Source organism: Apibacter sp. wkB309 (assembly GCF_002964915.1).
GTDB lineage: Bacteria > Bacteroidota > Bacteroidia > Flavobacteriales > Weeksellaceae > Apibacter.
The window spans coordinates 1-2,380 of sequence record NZ_PSZL01000011.1 but is presented as its reverse complement, the minus strand read 5'-3'; the positions used below and the strand labels follow the sequence as shown (position 1 = coordinate 2,380).

6 protein-coding genes are annotated in these 2,380 nt (G+C 32.6%); all 6 read right to left on the bottom strand.

Annotated elements, in window-relative coordinates:
- Positions 1-170: 170 nt before the first annotated feature.
- Positions 171-629 (bottom strand): hypothetical protein, encoded by a 459-nt coding sequence (locus C4S75_RS05725; protein ID WP_105297362.1) that lies wholly within the window; start codon positions 627-629, stop codon positions 171-173.
- A 27-nt stretch (positions 630-656) separates the two neighbouring features.
- The gene (locus tag C4S75_RS10185) at positions 657-791 is read right to left on the bottom strand and encodes a hypothetical protein (protein WP_255410593.1); all 135 of its coding nucleotides are present in this window, start codon (positions 789-791) and stop codon (positions 657-659) included.
- Positions 792-909: 118 nt separating this feature from the next.
- Positions 910-1,179: a hypothetical protein gene (locus C4S75_RS05720; RefSeq protein WP_105297361.1), complete on the bottom strand. Its 270-nt coding sequence runs from the start codon at positions 1,177-1,179 to the stop codon at positions 910-912.
- Positions 1,143-1,667 (bottom strand): hypothetical protein, encoded by a 525-nt coding sequence (locus C4S75_RS05715; protein ID WP_105297360.1) that lies wholly within the window; start codon positions 1,665-1,667, stop codon positions 1,143-1,145. Before C4S75_RS05715 ends, C4S75_RS05720 begins: the two co-directional genes overlap by 37 nt.
- On the bottom strand, positions 1,631-2,089 hold the full coding sequence (locus tag C4S75_RS05710; protein ID WP_105297359.1) for a hypothetical protein: 459 nt from the start codon (positions 2,087-2,089) through the stop codon (positions 1,631-1,633). Before C4S75_RS05710 ends, C4S75_RS05715 begins: the two co-directional genes overlap by 37 nt.
- A 27-nt stretch (positions 2,090-2,116) precedes the next feature.
- Positions 2,117-2,380 (bottom strand): hypothetical protein (locus tag C4S75_RS10080; RefSeq protein WP_158254219.1); only part of this gene is annotated, 264 nt, incomplete at its 5' end.

Below are 2,380 nucleotides of genomic sequence, written 5' to 3'. Positions count from 1 at the left end.
CCAAAAAAACTCCTCTTGCCTTCGATTCTTCTATCGTCTCACTTACCTGAACAGAGCTTGTCTTATCTGGAATATCGATATTGCATCCTATCAAACTTAGTAGGGATACACTTGTTAAAACTATTTGTGTTTTTTTATTCATACCATTATTCTGATCCGTATAAAAAAAACTATTTCTTCTTTATCAACAGTAACTCTCCCATACATTTTCTCTTTTTTCCTCCGTACATATAATATATTAAAGTGTCTTTGGATAATTCTTCTTCTGTTAATTCAAAAATTAAATAGTCGGCTCCCATACTAAAGTTACCATTGGAAGTATCTCCTTGTTCGCATTCTGACCAACTATCGCTAAGACCTATACTGTCTATGGCTTCTATATATAACTCGTTTCCTCCTTGTTTTTTGATATTTCCAAGAGTATCATATACCCAGGGGATTTCTACCCATGCTTTTTTTATTATTTTTCTATTTGGCCTATATTCAGCCAAAAAAACTCCATTAGCCTTAGATTCCTCTATTGTCTCACTTATCTGGGTAGATAATGTTCTATCAGGAACATCGATATTGCACCCTACCATACCTAATAGGAATACATATGCTAAAATATTTCGTGTTTTTTTATTCATACTATTCTTCGGATCCGTATAAAAAAACTATTTCTTCTTGATCAATAACAATTCTCCCATACATTTTCTTTTTTTTCCTCCGTATATATAATAAATTAAAGTGTCTTTAGATAATTCTTCTTCTGTTATTCTATAGGTAAGATATCTCGGACCAGCAATCATATTACCATTGGAAGTATCTCCTTGATCGCATTCTGACCAACTATCGCTAAGACCTATACTGTCTTTTGCATTTATATATAGTATTTGTCCTTCATATTTTACTGTATTTCCAAGAGTATCATACCCAGGGGATTTCTGCCCATGCTTTTTTTATTAGTTCTCTGTTCGGCCTATATTCGGCCAAAAAAACTCCTCTTGCTTTCGATTCTTCTATCGTCTCACTTATCTGAATTACTCTTGTCCTATCAGGAACATCGATATTGCACCCTACCATACCTAATAGGAATACATATGCTAAAATATTTCGTGTTTTTTTATTCATACCATTCTTCTGATCCGTATAAAAAAAAACTATTTCTTCTTGATCAATTGCAACTTTCCCATACATTTTCTTTTTTTACCTCCGTATATATAATAAATTAAAGTGTCTTTGGATAATTCTTCTTCTGTTAATCTATAAGTAAGATATCTCGCCCCATCAACCATATTTCCATTGGAAGTATCTCCTTGTTCGCATTCTGACCAACTATCGCTAAGACCTATACTGTCTTTGGCTTCTATGTATAACTCATGTCCTTTTTGTTTTTTGATATTTCCAAGGGTATCATATACCCAATGGATTTCTACCCATGCTTTCTTTATTAGTTCTCTGTTCGATCTATATTCAGCCAAAAAAACTCCATTGGCCTTCGATTCCTCTATTGTCTCACTTATCTGGGTAAATAATGTTCTGTCGGCAACATCGATATTGCATCCTACCATACATATAAGGAATACACTTGTTAAAACTATTTTTATTTTTTTATTCATACCATTCTTCGTATCCGTATAAAAAAAAACTATTTCTTCTTTATCAACAGCAATTCTCCCATACATTTTCTTTTTTTTCCTCCGTATATATAATAAATTAAAGTGTCTTTAAATAATTCTTCTTCTGTTAATCTAAAAGTAAGATATTTCGCCCCAACAATCATAGTACCATTGGAAGTATCTCCATTCATGCATCTTTCCCGTGTTCGGGAGAGACCTATACTGTCTTCGACTTCTATGTATAACTCATTTCCTCCTCGTTTTTTGATATTTCCAAGAGTATCATATACCCAGGGAATTTCTACCCATGCTTTTTTTATTAGTTCTCTATTCGGCTTATATTCGGCCAAAAAAACTCCTTTGGCCTTCGATTCCTCTATTGTCTCACTTATCTGGGTAAATAATGTTCTATCGGGTACATCGATATTGCATCCTACCATACCTAATAGGAATACATATGCTAAAATATTTCGTGTTTTTTTATTCATACCATTATTCGGATCTGTATAAAAAATCTATTTCTTCTTTATCAACAGTAACTCTCCCATACATTTTCTCTTTTTTCCTCCGTATATATAATAAATTAAAGTGTCTTTGAATAATTCTTCTTCTGTTAATCTATAGGTAAGATAATCCATATTCCTACGCATAGTACCATTGGAAGTATCTCCTTGATCGCATTCTGACCAATTATCGCTAAGACCTATACTGTCTTTTGCATTTATATATAGTATTTGTCCTTCATATTTTACTGTATTTCCAAGAGTATCATATACCCA

What these genes read in the sequence shown, in the direction of transcription:
- C4S75_RS05725 (WP_105297362.1), bottom strand. Translation starts at nt 629, where the DNA reads ATGAATAAAAAAACACGAAATATTTTAGCATATGTATTCCTATTAGGT.
- C4S75_RS10185 (WP_255410593.1), bottom strand. Translation starts at nt 791, where the DNA reads ATGATTGCTGGTCCGAGATATCTTACCTATAGAATAACAGAAGAAGAA.
- C4S75_RS05720 (WP_105297361.1), bottom strand. Translation starts at nt 1,179, where the DNA reads ATGTATGGGAAAGTTGCAATTGATCAAGAAGAAATAGTTTTTTTTTAT.
- C4S75_RS05715 (WP_105297360.1), bottom strand. Translation starts at nt 1,667, where the DNA reads ATGTATGGGAGAATTGCTGTTGATAAAGAAGAAATAGTTTTTTTTTAT.
- C4S75_RS05710 (WP_105297359.1), bottom strand. Translation starts at nt 2,089, where the DNA reads ATGAATAAAAAAACACGAAATATTTTAGCATATGTATTCCTATTAGGT.